Source organism: Pseudomonas sp. CCC4.1 (assembly GCF_035019225.1).
GTDB classification, from domain to species: domain Bacteria; phylum Pseudomonadota; class Gammaproteobacteria; order Pseudomonadales; family Pseudomonadaceae; genus Aquipseudomonas; species Aquipseudomonas bubulae.
Map to the genome: position 1 here is coordinate 1 of NZ_JASJWL010000038.1, position 16,760 is coordinate 16,760.

Here is a 16,760-nt window from a genome sequence, read left to right on the forward strand (position 1 = left end):
AGCCTGCTCGCGAACGACCTTCGCGAGCAGGCTCGCTCCCACAGTTGCAGTTTTTACTGTCGCAGCCTTCGGCAGCGACTACAGAGTAGTCGCACTTAGTGCAGTTTCAGGCGCGGCTCGGTGCCGCGTCCGATCCTGCTGCCCAGCATCAGCATCAAGGTGCGGAAGGTGCCGTACAGCGCCATCTGGTGCATGCGATATAGCGAGATGTAGAACATCCGCGCCAACCAGCCTTCCAGCATAACGGTACCCATCAGGCTGCCCATCAAGTTACCCACAGCCGAAAAGCTCGACAGGGAAATCAGCGAGCCATAATCGCGGTAGGTGTAGTCCGGCAGCTGAGTTTTACCTTCAATGCGCAATTTCAGCGACTTGGCCAGCAACGACGCCTGCTGGTGAGCAGCCTGGGCGCGAGGCGGCACCAGCTTGTCGGTGCCGGGTTGCGGGCAGGCGGCGCAATCGCCAAAGGCAAAAATATTCTCGTCACGGGTGGTTTGCAGGGTAGGGCGTACCACCAACTGGTTGATGCGGTTGGTTTCCAGCCCGGCAATTTCCTTCAAGAAGCCAGGTGCACGAATGCCCGCAGCCCAAACCTTCAAACTTGCAGGAATCACCTGACCATCTTTGGTTATCAAGCTGTCAGCAGTTACTTCGCTGACTGCGGAGTTGGTCAGCACGGTGACCCCGAGTTTTTCCAGGGTTTTATGCACAGGCCCGCCGATACGGTCCGGCAGGGCAGGCAATACCCGTGGGCCCGCTTCGATCAGGGTGATATGCATGTTTTCCGGCTTGATCCGGTCCAGGCCATAGGCTGCCAGTTCGTGGGCGGCATTGTGCAGTTCGGCAGCCAGCTCGACTCCGGTTGCACCTGCGCCGACAATGGCCACACTGATCTGTTCGAGCGTATCGCTTTGCCCTGCGTGGGCACGCAGGTAATGATTGAGCAGTTGCTGATGAAATTTCTCGGCCTGCTTGCGGGTATCGAGGAACAGGCAGTGTTCGGCCGCGCCTTTGGTACCGAAGTCATTGGTGGTACTGCCCACCGCAATCACCAGGGTGTCGTAACCCAACTCGCGGGCAGGTACCAGTTCCTGGCCGTTTTCGTCGAGGGTTGCCGACAATGAGATCTTTTTCAGTTCACGATCCAGCCCGCTCATGCGGCCCAGCTGGAACTGAAAGTGATTCCATTTGGCCTGGGCGACGTAGTTGAGCTCGTCTTCCGATGAGTTCAATGAGCCGGCAGCAACTTCATGCAGCAGCGGTTTCCAGATATGGGTCAGGTTGGCATCGACCAGCGTGACGCTGGCCTTGCCGCGCTTACCCAGAGTCTTGCCCAGGCGGGTCGCCAACTCCAGGCCGCCGGCGCCGCCGCCGACGATAACAATACGATGGGTCATGGATATCACTCACAAGGCTTGAAAAAAATTCTGTGCCTGAGTGGCCCCGGGCGAGCGCAATGCAGCTCATAGCGCCAGGTAACTCAGGAGGCGGCTCAAAAGGCCCATGCCGATCACCGCGATCACCACTATGGCAAGGAGCAGCCAGGGCCTGAAAGGGCGGCGCTCAACCTGATTTTGTGGCAATTGAAGGTACTCTTCGACACGCTTCAGATCATCGGGGTTCAGGCGACTGGGCATATTTTTGGCCTCGTCAAATAGACGTTGCTGGGTGTGTAAAAGCTACAGCATTGATCAACCGGGATGAAATGAAGCATAGCCGTGCGGGCCTAATGGCTCGACCCGCAGTTCGTCGTCTAGACGAATGATCCCGCTTTCGATTACCCGGGCCGTGATTCCGCCGTGGCCACGTACCGCCTGAAAAGTCCCCTGGCCCAGACGCTGCTCCAGTCGGGCACAAGGCTGACACCAGCCAGTGGTTTCGAAAATGGCCTGGCCAACCTTGAAGCGCCGGCCTTTGAGGCTGAACAGGTTGATTCCGCGGATCACCAGGTTACGGCGCAAGTCCTGCGCCAGGATCGGCTGATCCTCCGTGCGCCCCAGCAGTGAGCTGATAACGGCCAGGTGTTCCCATTGTATCAGCGTCACCTGGCGGGCATTGCGGGCGCCGGGCCGGGCATGATCTCCGGTCAGCCCGGCTTCGCGGCGGGCTTCAACCGCGTCGAGTTCGAGCATGTCTGCCCGGGACTCGGGGCGTACGCCGATCCAGCACACGCGCCCGGTTTGCGGCACATTGGCAATAAGCGCCTGCAACGGGCTCACAGGCTGATACCCACATCAAAAATAATGCTGCGTCCCAGGTTGTTGCGCAAAAAATCCGGTGCGTCCGGTTGGGCAAACAGCACCCGGGCAAAGGTCGGCCCTACCAGCGACAGCGAGCGCCAGCCCTGGCGCAAATATTCAGTCGGCGGCGGAAAGTGGCTGTTAAGGTCCAGCACTTCGCGCTTGAGGCTGGAAAACGCAATGATATCCAGCTGCCCCAGGTCGATATCGCGCTCTTTGTAGTTAGTGGCTTTTTTATGCAGGGTGGGGCCCAGCCGCTGCAACAGCTTGCTCGCCGGAATCCGTTTGGGCCGTGCTTCGCGACGGACCAATTGGCTCAGGGAGTAGGCGCTGCGCCTGCGCTGCAGTTCCGCGCGCCATTCATCGTTCAGGCGCCGGCCCTCATCGAGGACAAAGAACACCTCAAAGCGTGCATCGCCGAACAGCACATCGGGAGGCTCCTGGCCCGCCTGCCGGAAGTCTTCACTGTGGTAGGGGATATTCAGGCCTTGCAACAGGCGCTGGCAGACCCAACGCTCACGCTCCCATTTGCGGGCATTGGATAAAAAGGCATTGGCTTGCTCGGCCTGAATGGTGAGCAGGCGTAAATAATCTGAGTCGTCCATGCACGCAGCTTAGCCTTGAAACAGGTGTTACTGAAAGTCCGGGTGTAGACTCAGTCGCATCCGACAGGGAGGGTTGAACGGTGTGTTTTGACAAGGCAGGGCAAGGCCGATGATAAGTACACAGGTGTTATCCACACAAACGCTGGTCATCGGCTGGCTGATCTATGTTCCCGTTGTGCTGTGGGCCATCTGGCGTGCTCCCTGGGTTGAGCTGTTTACCGATACGCGGCGCCAGCACCTGTTGTTTGGCACGGTGTTCGGGCTGTTTTTGCTCTGGCTGGTACGGCGTGACTTTGAAGGCGGGGTGTCTTACCACTTTATTGGCCTGACGGTGGTCACGTTGCTGCTCGACTGGCCGCTGGCAGTGGTCGGTGCGCTTCTGGCGCAAGTCGGACTGGTGTTGCTGGGGCGTCAGGAGTTGGCCGCGATGGGTGTCAACGGCGTGCTGCTGATTCTGTTGCCGATAGCAGTGACCGAAGGGTGTGCGCGTATGGTCGAGCGTGCGCAACCGCGTAACCCCTTTGTGTATATCTTTTGCTCGGGTTTTTTTGCCGCAGCGTTGGCGGCGTTGCTGTGCATAGGGGCGGTGCTGGGTGTGTTGTGGCTGGACGGGTTGTTCGTCATGCCGTATTGGCTGGAGGACTTTGTCGGCTATCTGTGGCTGATCATCTTTCCCGAAGCGTTTATCAACGGGATGCTGGTAACGGCACTGGTGGTGTTCTGCCCGGAGTGGCTTGAGACCTTTAACCGCACCCGCTACCTGGCGGCGCCATGGAAGGATGATGGAGAAAAGCCGTAATCGCCGACGCAGGCTGCGAGATGGACCGCAGGGCCTGTGCTCTTTAAAAGCACGACCCCTTCGGGCTCGATCGCAGCCTTCGTACCTAGTCAGCGACTACAGGATTTGGCTTTTAATGTAAGCGCTCGCTCAGGTCTTCGGAAAACAGATCATCTTCAGCATCCGGGCTGACCGGGATCTTGTGTTCCTCGCTGGCCCAGGCACCCAGGTCGATCAGCTTGCAGCGGTCCGAGCAGAACGGGCGAAAAGCGTTGGTGGTATCCCATTGCACGGCTGTGCCACAGGTCGGGCAGTCGATGGTCATAGGTTTGGTCATGGTTGGCCTCCACGCAAAGTTAAATAAAAGTGATGCAGGCGCTCGACCTCAGTCTGCAGCGCCTTCAGATCCTTGTCATTGACCAGCACATCGTCAGCGTGACGAAGGCGATCTTCGCGGCTGGCCTGTGCCTTGAGAATGGCCTGGACTTGCTGTTCGGTGGTGTTGTCACGCACAAGGGTGCGCTGCATCTGCAGGGCTTGCGGTGCATCGATCACCAGGACACGTTGAGTTGTGGTGTATTGGCCGGACTCGATCAGCAGCGGCGAAACCAGAATGGCGTAAGGCGATTTTGCCTGTGCCAGATTGTTTGCGATCTCTTCACGAATCAGTGGGTGCAGCAGTGCTTCAAGCCAGCGGCGTTGCTCGGGGTCGGTGAAGATCAGATGGCGCAATGCGCCACGATTGAGTTGCCCGTCGGCTTGCAGCACCTGTGCTCCAAAGTGTTCGGCAATACTGGCCAGCGCCGGGCGTCCCGGCTCAACGACCCAGCGCGCCGCATGATCGGCGTCCACCACATGTATGCCCAACGCGGCAAAGTGCTCGGCAGCGGCACTTTTACCACTGCCGATACCGCCGGTAAGCCCGAGAATCCAGGGTTTGGAGGGTGGAGTCATCATGTCAAACCGAAACCTGCCAATAGAAGCCGGTTATTTGACCACCCCAGAGCAATGCAATCCAGCCGGCAATTGCCAGATACGGCGCAAAGGGGATCGGGGTACTGGTTTTGGCCCGGCGCATGGCCAAAAGCCCCAGCCCCACCGTCGCCCCCAGCAGTGAAGAGAGCAGGAGGGTTAGCGGCAGAACCGCAACCCCGCCCCATGCCCCGAGTAGGGCCAGCAACTTGAAATCGCCGTAGCCCATGCCGTCCTTGCCGGTGACCAGTTTGAATATCCAGAACACCGACCACAGGCTTGCATAGCCAAGCGCGGCCCCCCATACGGCCTGCCCCAAAGTGGTGAACAGGGAGAAGCTGTTGAGCAACAATCCCAGCCACAGCAGAGGGAAAACCAGCACGTCAGGCACGATTTGATGCTCGATATCGATCAGGCAAATGCCGAATAACCCCCAGGTCAGCAGAAGCATCCAGCCCGCCTGGGCGCCAAAACCGAAATGCCAGGCGACAAAAGCCGACAATACCGCGCAGGTCAGTTCCGTAAGGGGATAGCGCAGGCTAATGGCACTTTTGCACTGCGAGCATTTGCCACGCAAAAACAGGTAGCTTAGTAGCGGGATGTTCTCCCGGACGCGCAGCGAATGCCGGCAATTGGGGCAGTGAGAGCGCGGGCGCAGCAAGTTATACACAGGGCCTTTGGCTGGCTCGGGCAAATCCAGCACCTCGCGGGCCTGGGCTTGCCATTCCTGTTCAAGCATTTTTGGCAATCGCCACGCCAGCACATTGATAAAACTGCCAACCAGCAAGCCGAGTATCAGCGCGCAGGCAATAAAAGCGTCGGGGTGACGGCTCAGCAAATCAATCATGCTCATATTACCCGGCCAAGGTTGAATATCGGCAAGTACATGGCGATGACCAGCCCGCCAACCATGACTCCAAGTACCACCATGATTATCGGCTCCAGCAAGGTTGTCAGGTTGTCGACCAGAGTGTCGACCTCGCTTTCATAATAGGCGGCAACCTGGTCAAGCATGCTGTCCAATGTGCCGGATTCTTCGCCAATAGCTGTCATCTGGATTGCCATGCCCGGGAATACTCCGGCAGCGGCCATGGCCACATGGATCTGGCTACCCGTTGCAACCTGCTTCTTCAGTCGTAGCACCGCGTCTTTGTACAGGCTATTGCCAGTGGCGCTGGCTACGGAGTTCAGCGCTTCGAGCAATGGCACGCCGGCAGCCAGGGTCGTCGACAGCGTGCGGGCAAAACGGGCCATGGCTGACATGTGCAGCAGATTGCCCATGACGGGCAGTTTCAGCAGCCAGCGATCAACGCGCTGGCGCCAGGTTGCGCAGTGCTTGTAGCGATGGTGAAGGCCTGCAAGGGTAATGCCGCAAAAAAGCAGCAGCCATAGACCATGCGCCTGGAGGCTGTCAGACAGGCCGATCACCCACAAGGTAAGCACTGGCAGTTGCGCGTCGAATGAGCGGAAAACGCCCTGGAACTGCGGAACCACTTCGATCAGCAAAATGCCGCACACCGCCAGCGCGACCACGAGCACGGCGCTGGGGTAGGTCATGGCTTTTTTGATTTTCTTTTTCAGAGTGGCGGTCTTTTCCCTGTAGGTCGCCACCCGTTGCAGCAACACGTCCAGAGCTCCGGCCAGTTCGCCAGCTTCGACGAGGCTGCAAAACAGAGGATCGAAATGTGCCGGTTTTTTGCGCAGCGCCGCCGACAGGCTGGAGCCTGCGCCGATGTCTTGCTGGAGTTCGGTGACCTGCTGGCGCATGGCACGGCTCTCGAAACCGTTGGCGATAACCTTCAGAGCTTGCTGCATAGTTATGCCCGCGCTGATCAGGGTAGCCAGTTGGCGGGTGAACAGGGTGATATCCAGTGCCGTGACCGATTTGCCCGCATTTAGTGTGTGACTGTAATGGCGGCGGATTTTACTAACGGTAATACCTTGGCGGCGTAGCTGGACCCGAATCATTGTGTGGTGTTCCGCCGTGATTTGCCCGCTGGTTTTAATGCCATTTCGATCGGTGCCTTCCCACCGGTAAAGGCTGTATTTAACGGCCTGTGTTGCCATGCATCGATCCTTGGAGCGCGGCGCGCCCGGCTGTGCTGTAAGTCCAAAGACTAGATGCACCGAGCCTTGACCCGGCAAGTTGAGAGTGACCAGAAGTGTCAGCGATGCAGTTGTGGAGCAACGGCCCACTAACCTTGATAGCCTGTGCGCACTTTTTTGCCTGCACAGCACTGCCTGGCACCTGTGGGTGCCCCTTTTCTGGAGACTTCATGTGAAACAACAACAAGGCTTCACCCTGATCGAACTGATGATTGTGGTTGCAATTATCGGTCTGATTGCTTCGTTCGCATTTCCGGCTTACCACGAGCACGTGATGAAGACCCGTTTTGCCGAGGTGAACACCATCAGCAATACCTACAAGACTGCCGTCGCCCTGTGCTACAGCCAGACCAATGATCTGATGGCCTGTGATGCGGGCACCAACGGCATCCCGGGGCCGGCCGAAGCGACGGAAAACCTGGCAGCGGGCATGACGGTGGTCGATGGTGTGATTACCATGGCGGGGACCCAGGCAGCAGGCGGCTGGGTCAGCGTATTGGTGCCGACCCCGAGCAATTCGGGGGGCACCCTGAACTGGACGCAAAATGGTACCTGCCTGGCCAGCGGTGCGTGCAAATAGCCCGCGATGGTCGTAATGCCGAGTGTGTGAAGCCTGGGCGCCAAGGGCTCAAGAATATCGCGATTTACCAACAACCTTGGTCAGCAGGCCCGCTCCTGCAGCGGCACACATGCGGCAATTGCCGGTTTTTGCCAGCGCTGCTAGTTTTACTGATACCGCCGGTGTAGCTCAGTCGGTAGAGCAGCGCACTCGTAACGCGAAGGTCGCAGGTTCGATTCCTGTCTCCGGCACCAGTTAATAGGTTTAGGCAGTGCCAGGCAGTATCATGTAACCCCAAGAAGCCCGCTTAATGCGGGTTTCCTGTTCAGGCTGGTGCCACCTAGTCCAGCCCGAGCGCTTGTCTTATGAGTGCCCTAACGAGTACCTTTAGATGGTTCAATAATCTATGGGTACTCAGGATGTCTTTGACGGCTTTGCAGGTAAAGAATGCTGCGCCGCGCGAGAGGGACTATGGCCTTGCCGACGGCGGTGGTCTCTTTCTATGGATTCGCACGGTGGGCGGTAAGTCTTGGCGTTTGCGATTCCGTCTCGATGGCAAGCAGTCGCACATTTCTCTTGGCACTATCGATAAGGTAACCCTCGCACAGGCGCGGCAGCTTGCTTCTGACGCTCGCCAGCTTGTGGCACAAGGGCGGCATCCTGGGGTCGAGCGTAAGGCTACGCGAGCCCAAGCCGCAATCTCTCGCGCCAATACGTTCAAGAGCCTTGCGCTGGAGTGGCATCAACATAAGTCGCCACGCTGGTCAGCAGGTTATGCTGATGACGTTACAGAAGCCTTTGAGTTAGATATTTTCCCCCATGTGGGAAGTTTCCCCTTAGCCGAAATCAAGCCCATGCAGTGGCTACAGGTTTTTCGCCGCATAGAGTCGCGAGGTGCTTTGGAGAAGCTGCGCAAGGTCCGGCAGCGCTGCCAGGAGGTCTACCGCTTCGCGATTGCCACTGGTCGCGCGGACTACAACCCAATCGCAGACATCGGAGGGGCTCTTCAAACCCCTATATCTCGACACTATCCCTTCTTGCCTATTTCAGAAATCCCGGCGCTCATACGCAGTTTTCAAGCTTGCTCTGGCCATGACGTAGTTAAGATCGCAACCCGCCTGCTAATTCTCACTGGAGTGCGCACGGCTGAGCTCAGAGGCGCACCTTGGTCGGAGTTTGATCTCGACAAGGCGCTGTGGCTGATCCCAGCTGTGCGTATGAAGATGCGCCGCGCCCATCTGATACCGCTCTGTAAACAGGCAGTAGCTGCACTGCGTGAGTTGGAAAGCATTACTGGTGGTTACACGCTTGCACTACCTGGTCGTAATGATCCGGCAAAACCCATGAGCGAGGCCGCCATCAACCAACTGCTCAAGCGTTCCGGTTACGACGGTCGTGCTACGGGTCATGGATTCCGTCACACGATGTCTACCACTCTGCATGAGCAGGGATACCGCAGTGAGTGGGTCGAAACTCAATTGGCGCATGTGGATAAGAACAGTATTCGCGGTACCTACAACCATGCCCAGTATCTGGAGGGGAGGCGCGAGATGCTTCAGTGGTATGCCGACCATTTAGATATTTTGTCATGCCGCGCTACCGGAGCATCCTCTGAAAGTGGGGAGAGCGCGTATGAATGATGATTTGATGCGTCTGTCTGATTTGGTTCCAGAGTACGTTCGTTGCTACAAGGTCAGCACCCAAGAAGCTGCATTTGCTCTCCATGAACTAATTGAAGAACTATATGTTGAATACGGTGTTAACCAGTGGCTCCCCAGCTCAGTCAATAATTTTTTTTGGGTCGGAAAGTCGGGGAGTGCGAAGCGCTCTCCTAGGTCATACGTGTTCTATTTTCAGTTGCTTAGTAAGTATTTCTACGATCTTTTTGATTCTCCAGCTGAAATCGATAAAAGCCTGGTGAATTGTTACTGTGAGGACGATCAGCAATCTAAGAATATCCCAGCAAGTATTGTATATTTTTCTAAAGCTGCTCTTGGTAAGTGGGCTCTTGATGCAGGAATTGAAGTTCCGAGTTTTCTGCTGAATGGTATCGCAGGTGAGGAAAATGAAGGCGGTGACGAGCGGAAGGGGTTTCAAACAAAAGAGTTAAACTCAATTAGCCTGATCATCAACGGTTTGATTAGCCTGATAAAGGAGGTTGATAAAGTCCATGTCGAGCAGCCCCTTGATGATGCGGCTAGAAGACGTGCAACTAGTATTAAACATCGTGCTTCAAAGCTTCGCTCGTCTCGTAAGAGTTTTGATTTGGGTTTGGCAGTTTTATCTCTCGCAGATGCAGCAGACATTGACATGCCCAAAACTCAAAAAACCCTTCGAAAATATATGGGGGATGATTTTTCCTATGGTGAAGATGAGTCATAGGAAAAATTGGAATTTCCTCTGAAAAAATAGCAATTGCCACGACTCACCGCCCGAGGTGCCATTAAATCCTTAGCCATCCAATCCGGTTCTTAGGAGACCCGTCCAGATGGCTACTCAATTCGCCTCACCTTTACTGCTTCGCCTTCCTAATGTCTGTGCCCAAGTGGGGCTGAGCAAATCGCAAATTTATCGGCTTATTCGGGCGGGCGAATTTCCCGCTGGGATTTCTCTCGGAGCGAATTCTGTAGCATGGCCTTCTGAGCAAGTTAATGCTTGGGTTGCTGAAAAAATCAGTGCATCCACTCGTTAATGATGGCATACCAATATGCCAATTTCTCCCCGTACCTCTGCCATACTAGCAAGGCATGTAAAACGCTCTTGTACAAAGCCGAGAGATGTTGAGGCGGCACATATTCGTAGTGTACTACCGAACTGGTCAGACTCGGTTCGGCGCGTGCCGAACCTTGTTCTTCGTTCAGCGCTATTTAGTGCAATGGGCAAAGATCCACGCCCATATGTGGTGCAACTTGAAATCCATTCACAAGGTGGCATCAGCATCATGTACACAGGAGTTTTGCTTGATCAGCTTGATTTGGATGTATGGGAGGCAGTGCTGCATATTGCGCGCTTTCAGGAGCTCGGCGCTGAATGCAGGATAACAGCCTATCAACTACTGAAAGTACTCGGTAAAACTGATTCTGGGAAAAATCGTAAAGTCCTTAATGGGCAACTTAGTCGAATTACGGCGACCGCACTACAGCTAAGAGTCGGTGACTATGCATATGAGGGAAGCCTGATTGATGAGATATATCGTGATCACGGCGCTCGTAGTAAAAGTTATGTGATTCGACTAAATCCAAAACTCCTTAAATTATTTGAGGGCGACCAGTTCACTGATGTTGATTGGTCTATTCGTCAGGAACTGCGTGGAAAACCAATTGCGAAGTGGTTGCATGGTTTCTATGCATCCCATGCCAATCCATTTCGTTTAAAAATCGAAACGCTGCACCGACTATGTGGGAGTAGAGCCAAATCTCTAGATGACTTCAAGACGGATCTGGTCAAAGCGCTCGATTCCTTGGCACGAGCAAGCAACGCCGCAGGTCAGCCCTTCAGCTATGCAATTGAGGGTGCCTTGGTGCGAGTCAAAACTACTCCGAGCTCTTCGCAGCGTCGACATCTAGCCAATAAGTGCTGATGCCGTTCCAGCGCCCGTTCGATACCGTTCTAGCACCCGTGACTACCGTTCCAGCACTCCGACAATACAGTTCTTGCCCCCCTATGGTTACCGTTCCAGCACTCCTGTATCACGGTGCTGAGATCGGTCCGGAGCCCAGTAGGAATAGGCGTTGCACAGATTTTTGCAGGAGGCACTAATCAGTTTTTAATCATTCTTAATCTTCAGTCCCTAAAGCGCTATTTCTAACGTCCGAGATAATGCGTGGACACGTCCTCACGAGAGTGTCCCAATTCTTCGACAACCGCCATGCGTGCAAAACGATCCAACTCCCAGTTATGGGATCTGAGGTTTCCTCCTTCAATCGGTGAGATGCTACCTGAGTAGTGGGTATAACGCTCATTGGCGAAGGCGTGACGCAGGCCATGTGAGGTAACGCCAAGCTGAGCCTTGGTCAGCCCAGCTTTGGCGACAATACGGCTGTAGTGGCCCAGCGCTTGTTTCAACGACTTGGTTGGATCGGAAGTGCTCGCGGTACGGCAATCTGCATAAGCCTTAGCTCTATCAATCAGCTCTCTGCGCTCAGGAGTATCGATGGGTACTGTACGGTCCCGACCGCCTTTCGTGCCGATGCTGACAGCCAAGTAGCTGCCCTTGTCCGCCAGGTGAGGGCGCAGCATGATTGATTCCTTTACCCTGAGACCAAACCGGAGCTGAAGCTCCACCTGAAGTGCTACACGTTCATCCAGGGCGCGTAGGTCATCCAGTTTTTGCGTCGCACTCACTCCGTTTGCCTCCCAACCCTTGTCCTGAGTATTGATCGAAGTTCTGGCTGCCTCATGGTTCGGAAAATAACGCTCGGTGCTCTCCACCATGCCTTCTTTACCAATCCAGGAGGTGAATGTTCTTAGAGTGGAGAGGCGGTTTTGCAGGGTTGAGGAGGAAAGTTCCCTGCTCAGCCAGTGTCGGGTCAGCGCCTCCACATGTCGGCCTTTGAGCTGACTGACACTGTCGAGCTTGTAGCCCATTTCTCTCAGATCGGTGAATGCCTGATAAAGCACGGTCGAGCGCTTGTGCTGCGTCTCATGACTGGCAACTGTCCCATCTGAGGCCTTGATGCTGTTGTGCTCTTTGAGCACGGATGCCAGTGAGGATTTCCATCCGGCCATAACTGCTCCTGGTGTTTCCAATGAATATGTAGTTGCGCGCAGGGGGATACGTGAAAGCGAACTTGCTGCCAGTAGCACGGTTTCCCGCACACAAAGGCACCCCGGAGGGCGGACAACCCATTTTGGGTTCCGGCCAGCCTGCTGGGCTGGTTTTGCATCGTTGATACGGTCTGCAGTGTGACGAACCCTGTTGCGTCATCATCGAGCCGCGAGCAATGCTCAAAACGTGCAGCGATGAAAAGCGCGATGGGGATTGCCTGCACTCTAACTTCGCACCTGGATGCGGTTACTGCTATTTACGTAACGTGCGCTCCAGGACTCCAACCGCCCTGGTCGTGACGTGATGTGTGCCAGTGAAGCAAGTACGGTTTGCACCCACGTTCACTGTCTGCCCCCGCTGGCAGACCACACCTTGGGCGGGAAGCGCCAGGCGCTCTCAATGGATCATCACTACTGCATCAAGCTCGAACCGAGATCCCAAGCCAAGCGTTGAGATCCACCTCCTTCGTAGATTGGCACCCGTCCAAACTACGACCCAGGGGCGTTGGTACGGACGCCTTTGGTCTGTAGTTGCAGGTCAGGCTGATGACAGCCTCAACCCACATCGACCTTCGCCCTCACTGCGATGACGCGGTGAGGGCGAAGGCGGTTGTTCCAGAGAATCAAACAACCTGTAGCACGAGACTCGTTGCCACGAGTTTCGCCCTTTGCAGGGCTCATCAGTCGTGCGCGAAAATTTTCTTCACCTGCTGTGATCATTTCTCGCAGACCATCAAACCCAGTGCAACCGAACTCGGTGCAGTTGCTTCACCCCACTCTCTTTTCTGGCTTTCAGCTCAGAAAAGAGAGTGGGGCGCCCACACGACGCGCGATGATGGGGATGAGCACACAGGGGCTCAGTAGAGGCAGACCTGACGCTCGTTATCTCGGCTGGTCAGATCAACAATGATGGGACACCATGAGCAGGTTTTTCTCCCCGCCAAATACGCTGGGTTCTGGATAGACTTCCTCAGCGATTTGGTTGCAGCGCGGGCTAGGCATCAACCGATGCAGGAGAGCATGTGAATACTTTTGACGTAGTGCTCTACAGCTCACACGGCGCGTACTCAGGCGGAGAGTAAAAGTTCAGAGCCTTCAGATTTGAAGGGCGAATAGTTTCAGGGCAAGAGGGGCGGCAGCGACCGTCCTGGTGTCGGCGTTGACGTCAGATAGTTGGGGCTCACCGGCACGGCCCACCATATCCAGAAACCTCAGAAACCTCAGAAACCTAACGGCAAACCGCTCGGTAGCATCGTACTGCGTCTGCGCGGCTGCAGAAATGCACTGAGAAATACTGCATTCACACTTCCCAGACGCTGGGAGTTCATCGTGAATCCGCCGCAGCATCCTGGCGAACCCCCCCCCAGCCATTGGGAAACCCGCAAAAACCACTGAGAAGTAAGCGGCCTTCACTGCTTCACCATCAGGGTGCCGTGGTTATTCCCTTCAACCCCGCTGCGGCGCTCTCAAATCCCAGTGCGGGAGCCGACGATTTTTCCCTGCTGCTCGATGACACATAGGGACCACGGGGTAGCGTGGCGACTCATTACGAGCGGAGGTGATCTGTATGGGGCGAATTTTTGTGGGTGTTACCTGCGTAGGCGCGGGCTTCTGGTTGGGCTCCCATCGTCAGGTGCCGTTGTGGGCGATCTTGGTGTTGGCCTTTATCGGAGCTGGCCTGTGGTTGCTGGCGAAATGGCTAGAGCGGCGGGAGAGTGACCGATGATGCGGGCTGATCTTGATGAGCTGATGGTCGTTAGCTGTCTGTGTCCAGCTATGAAGTGGTCGTCCTCCGTGACGCGGCCTGTACTCATCTCTAGAGAAGGCAACGTCCTGCGCCTGTACTGGATGCCCTTGTTGCTGTGCCTGGATGAATATCGCGCCGGGATTTTTATCGGGCAGCTCAACCGAAATGGTGATGCGTTAACTGAGTGAGCGATGCCAAAATGAGATCAATTCGTAAGTGAAGATCACTGCGCCGAAAAAATTAAAAGTAATGAAGGACGTTATGCATACGCTAATAAAATTTGCCACAGCTGCTGTTACTGGAGCTCTCCTCTCTGGCTGCGGAGCCGAAGACTTCACTGGTGCATACCGATTCAAAGACTCAAGCATGAATGGAACCATGGTTCTCAATATTCATGGCTCTGAAGCAGAAGTCTTCGGGGACTTTGGGAAGGGCGGCATCAAACCGCTCGGTAAAATGAACGTGTCGGTTAAAGATGAAAAACTACTTCTTGATGCTGTTAGTGGCACGACTCGTCTGGTTATGAAGCGTAATGTCGATGAGCGGAATCTTGACTGCCTTAATTGCAAGGTTCTAGGCATGAGTGCGGATGAGCATGTTTGGCAGTATGACCCCAAAGGGCCGTATGACGTGGGTCAGATGCTTGAGGAGCAAGCCCGTAGAAAAGAGGAAGCCCTGAATGTCGAGTTGGAAAAAATGCAGAAGAAAACCCTGGAAAAGATACGCCGGGATTCCGAGGCCCCGAAGCTGACACCATATGAAGGTGATTGGGTATATCAGCGCACTACGAAGCATGATCCTTTAACCATCATGGGCATCTGGCGTGCAAAACAGATCAGAGTCTGGTCGTTCAAATTCGAGAATATGGATCGGCTGGGGTATGAGGCTCCAGAATTTGAGGTGACGGATACTGGCTTGAAGGTCGGAGCTGGTTCTAGCGCTGCCCTGTATACCCTTAGCGCGGACAACAATGTACTGATCTGCATGGGCTGTAGTAAACCAGTGAGATGGGTCAAGGCTGATCCGAAGAAGGATCTCAGTGATCGTTATTACGCCCGGAAGATAGCTGGAAACCCGTAGCAACACTTCCAGGTGACCGGCGTCGGTGAATGCTTGCGGGAGCTCGCCGACGTCAGATTAACCCAAGGTACGCAGGTAGATTGGGGGCAATTCAACTACTTTGCCCCATCCGCTGCCCATGCCCATTGACCTACCTCTGCCAGTGCCGGTTGGTACTAGATGCTGGTCGAACTGCGGCAATCTGACGCGAACTCGTGGGTGTGCCGCCGAGTACACGAAACTGCATCAAGTTCGGTGGAGGGCAAGAAGGAAAGTTGATAGGGTTATTTTTACAAATAACTGTGAGGTTTATAATGCTTTTACTACCTATCGATTATGCCGGTTGTATTGAAAATCCTCATTTTTCAAGTATGGATGGACAGTATTATAAAAGAGGTTGGAGTGCTCTTGTTCATAGATCAAATGCAAGAGTAAAGGTTGCAGCATTCCTGCCAAAGGATAAAGAAGGATTAAAAATAAATGTTGTTGGACTTCAGCAAGGTTTGTATGTCGCTTTCGGTGCCACTGATGGTTCTGAAAAGTTACGCTCGTTATATGTCGTGGAAACGGTTACTGCTACTGAGATTTCGCTCAAGCCTATAGAGGAATGCAATGTGCCAGCTATCTACGAAATAGATATTGCTGGGCGATACAGCCTGTATTTGTTGGAGGCCAAGCAGGCTATGCTTGAGGCGCAAATTAACGATATTAGGAAGTGGTTGTTAGAATACAAGGGGAGCAAATAGCGAAATGGATTCGTTTTTTCTAGAGGCTTTTTGGTCTCATCTAAAGTTTATATGTAAAAGAAAATTACTGTGTATGGAGTTTAAGCAATTAGGACGTGTATGGCTGCTAATTTAGATTGTATGAGACGAGCGGAGGCATCACTAATCTATCGCAGAGCGAAGAACCTATGGGCTGTTCAGTTGCTGCTCGGCCATACGAAGCTGCAGAGCACTTTTCGATATCTGGGGGCGATGACGCCTTGGAGATGGAGGAACAGACTGAGGTTTGATCATGCATAGCGACGGTCGAAGTCAAGCCGTCGCTAACCGGCCATAAGTGGTAACTCAGCTTCTTTGCGAAACAAGGGAAACTTAGTCGCCTGTAGTTGAACAAAACTGTACGCAGTAAATCTGGAGTGTCTCTAAAGAAAATAGGGGAATTCAACTCTCAGGCTATATGTTTATCGGCTACAGCCTCCAACAAAAAAAGCTACCATTGCAGTAGCTTATTCCGGCGACAAATTATTTTTTAGAAGATTTACTAGGCTTCAAGTCAGGATTATTACCTGGCGTATCTTTATTGTCACGACGACGCTTATCTACTTCGCCGGTTGTTTTAGCAATAGGTTTCGGTCCTGGTTTAAGCGCCATAAGATTCCCCTTCATATTGAAGTTATTGTTGGTTGTTGCAGAATGGTGCTATTGCCATTGGTATGCGCTTTCAAGATGCGTGAGATACTTGATTTTAGCTACGTGAAAAATGTAACTATATATTACAGCATCCAAGGATTATTTACTGGCAGCCAAGTTTTTGGTTTGCGTCCATTGATGCAGCGTTGCAAGTGCCATAGCGTTTTCAGAGTAATTGCTAGCTCTGGCGCTTTTCTACCCATTTACCATTTCATGAGGCATATAGCAGCATGCGCACGCGGTGGTCAGTTCCAAGGCAGTTAGTCCGTGGCACTGGTAGGTCAGCGACCTCTGGCCCGGTCGTTGCGGTGGCCACCCAAGATTGAGTGCCCGTTTCTGGCCCTTAACCGATAGCCACGAATGACTGCTTAGGGTCGATTCTGTTGAAAAAGTCGCTTATCCAAAACTGCCTCATGATTAACCGGTGAAAACGTCTTTTTTGCACGCTGCTGCGTGAAATCTGTGTCTGGAAACCTCAGCCGAAAGTAAAGATTTTCAATCTCCGACGCGTA

Annotated in this window: 19 protein-coding genes, 1 tRNA gene and 1 pseudogene; 11 read left to right on the forward strand and 10 right to left on the reverse strand. The window is 54.1% G+C overall.

The annotated features are described in order from the left end of the window. Window positions 1-95 precede the first annotated feature (95 nt). The 4 genes from QN377_RS15235 to QN377_RS15250 form a co-directional block, all read right to left on the reverse strand. Window positions 96-1,397, reverse strand: coding sequence for an NAD(P)/FAD-dependent oxidoreductase (locus QN377_RS15235; protein WP_095001623.1), 1,302 nt, complete (start codon window positions 1,395-1,397; stop codon window positions 96-98). 66 nt (window positions 1,398-1,463) lie between these two features. After that, window positions 1,464-1,637 carry a DUF3094 family protein gene (locus QN377_RS15240; protein WP_088378952.1) on the reverse strand — a complete coding sequence of 58 codons (174 nt, stop codon included), beginning with the start codon at window positions 1,635-1,637 and terminating at the stop codon, window positions 1,464-1,466. A 54-nt stretch (window positions 1,638-1,691) separates the two neighbouring features. Then, window positions 1,692-2,219: an MOSC domain-containing protein gene (locus QN377_RS15245; RefSeq protein ID WP_095018261.1), complete on the reverse strand. Its 528-nt coding sequence runs from the start codon at window positions 2,217-2,219 to the stop codon at window positions 1,692-1,694. Further along, window positions 2,216-2,845: a DUF1780 domain-containing protein gene (locus QN377_RS15250; protein WP_095001620.1), complete on the reverse strand. Its 630-nt coding sequence runs from the start codon at window positions 2,843-2,845 to the stop codon at window positions 2,216-2,218. The genes QN377_RS15245 and QN377_RS15250 overlap by 4 nt, the downstream gene beginning before the upstream one ends. A 109-nt stretch (window positions 2,846-2,954) precedes the next feature. Between QN377_RS15250 and QN377_RS15255 the strand changes: the two genes are divergently transcribed. Further along, on the forward strand, window positions 2,955-3,644 hold the full coding sequence (locus QN377_RS15255) for an energy-coupling factor ABC transporter permease (RefSeq protein WP_095001619.1): 690 nt from the start codon (window positions 2,955-2,957) through the stop codon (window positions 3,642-3,644). 112 nt (window positions 3,645-3,756) lie between these two features. Here the strand turns inward: QN377_RS15255 and yacG are convergent, their stop codons facing one another. From yacG to QN377_RS15275, 4 genes are read right to left on the reverse strand one after another with little or no spacing between them, the layout of a single operon-like run. Then, window positions 3,757-3,960, reverse strand: coding sequence for a DNA gyrase inhibitor YacG (yacG, locus tag QN377_RS15260; protein ID WP_016779444.1), 204 nt, complete (start codon window positions 3,958-3,960; stop codon window positions 3,757-3,759). Continuing rightward, window positions 3,957-4,580, reverse strand: a complete 624-nt coding sequence (coaE, locus tag QN377_RS15265; protein WP_095018262.1) for a dephospho-CoA kinase — start codon at window positions 4,578-4,580, stop codon at window positions 3,957-3,959. The genes yacG and coaE overlap by 4 nt, the downstream gene beginning before the upstream one ends. 1 nt (window position 4,581) lies before the next feature. Then, entirely contained in the window at window positions 4,582-5,448 is an 867-nt protein-coding gene (locus QN377_RS15270) for a prepilin peptidase (protein WP_176464272.1), read from the reverse strand. Continuing rightward, the gene (locus tag QN377_RS15275; RefSeq protein WP_095018264.1) at window positions 5,445-6,662 is read right to left on the reverse strand and encodes a type II secretion system F family protein; all 1,218 of its coding nucleotides are present in this window, start codon (window positions 6,660-6,662) and stop codon (window positions 5,445-5,447) included. Before QN377_RS15275 ends, QN377_RS15270 begins: the two co-directional genes overlap by 4 nt. 211 nt (window positions 6,663-6,873) lie before the next feature. Here QN377_RS15275 and QN377_RS15280 point away from each other — a divergent pair, with 211 nt between their 5' ends. From QN377_RS15280 to trfA, 6 genes are all read left to right on the forward strand, one after another. Further along, complete coding sequence (locus tag QN377_RS15280; protein WP_095001615.1) at window positions 6,874-7,281, forward strand: pilin; 408 nt, start codon at window positions 6,874-6,876, stop codon at window positions 7,279-7,281. A gap of 157 nt (window positions 7,282-7,438) precedes the next feature. Next, window positions 7,439-7,514 (forward strand) — tRNA-Thr (locus QN377_RS15285). Between the two features lie 165 nt (window positions 7,515-7,679). Then, window positions 7,680-8,900: a tyrosine-type recombinase/integrase gene (locus QN377_RS15290; protein WP_048359254.1), complete on the forward strand. Its 1,221-nt coding sequence runs from the start codon at window positions 7,680-7,682 to the stop codon at window positions 8,898-8,900. Further along, window positions 8,893-9,642: a hypothetical protein gene (locus QN377_RS15295; RefSeq protein ID WP_323567639.1), complete on the forward strand. Its 750-nt coding sequence runs from the start codon at window positions 8,893-8,895 to the stop codon at window positions 9,640-9,642. Before QN377_RS15290 ends, QN377_RS15295 begins: the two co-directional genes overlap by 8 nt. Window positions 9,643-9,748: 106 nt before the next feature. After that, window positions 9,749-9,952 carry a helix-turn-helix transcriptional regulator gene (locus tag QN377_RS15300; RefSeq protein ID WP_074836734.1) on the forward strand — a complete coding sequence of 68 codons (204 nt, stop codon included), beginning with the start codon at window positions 9,749-9,751 and terminating at the stop codon, window positions 9,950-9,952. A gap of 15 nt (window positions 9,953-9,967) precedes the next feature. Continuing rightward, window positions 9,968-10,840, forward strand: coding sequence for a plasmid replication initiator TrfA (gene trfA, locus QN377_RS15305; protein ID WP_322213603.1), 873 nt, complete (start codon window positions 9,968-9,970; stop codon window positions 10,838-10,840). Window positions 10,841-11,064: 224 nt separating this feature from the next. Here trfA and QN377_RS15310 read toward each other — a convergent pair whose 3' ends face one another. Further along, window positions 11,065-11,988, reverse strand: coding sequence for a phage integrase N-terminal domain-containing protein (locus QN377_RS15310; RefSeq protein WP_322213602.1), 924 nt, complete (start codon window positions 11,986-11,988; stop codon window positions 11,065-11,067). A gap of 1,606 nt (window positions 11,989-13,594) precedes the next feature. Here QN377_RS15310 and QN377_RS15315 point away from each other — a divergent pair. From QN377_RS15315 to QN377_RS15330, 4 genes and pseudogenes are all read left to right on the forward strand, one after another. After that, window positions 13,595-13,753 carry a hypothetical protein gene (locus tag QN377_RS15315; protein WP_322213601.1) on the forward strand — a complete coding sequence of 53 codons (159 nt, stop codon included), beginning with the start codon at window positions 13,595-13,597 and terminating at the stop codon, window positions 13,751-13,753. A 237-nt stretch (window positions 13,754-13,990) separates the two neighbouring features. Then, on the forward strand, window positions 13,991-14,854 hold the full coding sequence (locus tag QN377_RS15320; protein ID WP_322213600.1) for a hypothetical protein: 864 nt from the start codon (window positions 13,991-13,993) through the stop codon (window positions 14,852-14,854). A 293-nt stretch (window positions 14,855-15,147) separates the two neighbouring features. Next, window positions 15,148-15,579, forward strand: coding sequence for a hypothetical protein (locus tag QN377_RS15325; protein WP_322213599.1), 432 nt, complete (start codon window positions 15,148-15,150; stop codon window positions 15,577-15,579). A 120-nt stretch (window positions 15,580-15,699) separates the two neighbouring features. Next, a pseudogene (locus QN377_RS15330) lies at window positions 15,700-15,848 on the forward strand (integrase); the annotation flags it as partial. Between the two features lie 232 nt (window positions 15,849-16,080). On the opposite strand, the gene QN377_RS15335 reads toward QN377_RS15330, so the two are convergent. After that, window positions 16,081-16,209, reverse strand: a complete 129-nt coding sequence (locus QN377_RS15335; RefSeq protein ID WP_272880781.1) for a hypothetical protein — start codon at window positions 16,207-16,209, stop codon at window positions 16,081-16,083. Between the last annotated feature and the right edge of the window lie 551 nt (window positions 16,210-16,760).